Source organism: Streptomyces glaucescens, assembly GCF_002154375.1.
In the GTDB taxonomy this organism is placed as follows: domain Bacteria; phylum Actinomycetota; class Actinomycetes; order Streptomycetales; family Streptomycetaceae; genus Streptomyces; species Streptomyces glaucescens.
The window spans coordinates 1-1,025 of record NZ_MUND01000993.1 but is presented as its reverse complement, the minus strand read 5'-3'; the positions used below and the strand labels follow the sequence as shown (position 1 = coordinate 1,025).

2 protein-coding genes are annotated in these 1,025 nt (G+C 72.6%); one reads left to right on the top strand and one right to left on the bottom strand.

Annotated features, from left to right (window positions below; all coding sequences use genetic code 11):
- A partial coding sequence (locus CCN42_RS40050; protein ID WP_143662238.1) for a GNAT family N-acetyltransferase occupies positions 1–481 on the top strand: 481 nt, incomplete at its 5' end.
- Between the two features lie 3 nt (positions 482–484).
- Here the strand turns inward: CCN42_RS40050 and CCN42_RS40045 are convergent.
- Positions 485–1,006 carry a DsbA family protein gene (locus CCN42_RS40045; RefSeq protein WP_086742024.1) on the bottom strand — a complete coding sequence of 174 codons (522 nt, stop codon included), beginning with the start codon at positions 1,004–1,006 and terminating at the stop codon, positions 485–487.
- Positions 1,007–1,025 lie beyond the last annotated feature (19 nt).

The window sequence follows — 1,025 nt, the reverse complement described above, 5'->3', positions numbered from 1 at the left end:
GTCATGGCCCGCGCCCGCCCTGCCCGCCGGCAGCCGGGCGCGGGCCATGACCGAGGCCGAGTTCGCGGTGTGGCACGCGGACGAGTGGGAGCAGTACGCGCGCAGCTGGATCGAGCGCGGGGTGCCCGAGCCCGCGGCGTACGCCAAGGCGCGGCGGGACCAGGAGCAGTTGCTGCCGCGGGGCCTGGCCACCGAGAACATGCGGTTCAGCGTGCTGGAGCACGAAGGCACCCGGGTGGGGATCCTCTGGCTCGCCCTGCGCGACGACAAGGGGTTCGTCTTCAAGGTGGAGGCCGACGAGGCCCATCGCGGGCGCGGCCACGGCCGGGCCCTCATGCTCCTGGCGGAGATACAGACGATCTCCGCCGGCCGGCGCGTCCTCGGCCTGAACGTGTTCGCCGGGAACACGCCGGCCGAGCGGCTGTACGCGTCACTGGGCTACGAGACGACGCGGTACGCCCTGCAGAAGCCGCTGCTGTAGCCGTCAGGACCGCTGCTCGTCCAGCAGCCGGTCCGCGATCGCCTCGATGCGCTCACGCAGGCCCTCCTGGCTCTTGCCGCCGTCGAGCCGCTCGCCGCCGATGACGTACGTCGGGGTGCCGGTCACGCCGATCGCCTTGCCCTCGGCCTGGTCGGCGTCCACGATCAGGATGTGCCGGCCGTCGATCAGCGCGGTGTCGAACTCCTCCGCGTCCAGGCCGAGTTCGCGGGCCACCTCGACCAGGAGGGGTTCCCCCTTGCGGTCCAGCTCCTCGACCCGGCCGAGCACCGCCTCGACGTACGCCCAGCCCTTCCCCTGCTCCAGCGCCTCCTCGGCGGCCTGGGCGGCGGCGAAGGCGTGCTTGTGCTTCTCCAGCGGGAAGTGCCGCAACCGCACCTCCAGCCGGTCGCCGTAGCGGGCGCGCAAGGCGCGCAGATCATCGAGGGCAGTACGGCAGTCCGGGCACTGCAGCTCGCACCAGACATCGAGAACGGCTGCCGGCCGGGCGGGGGAGGTGTCGCTCATACCCCCAGTCTCCCAGCTG

Coding starts and splice junctions, on each gene's coding strand:
- CCN42_RS40045 (WP_086742024.1), bottom strand. CDS start 1,006: ATGAGCGACACCTCCCCCGCCCGGCCGGCAGCCGTTCTCGATGTCTGG.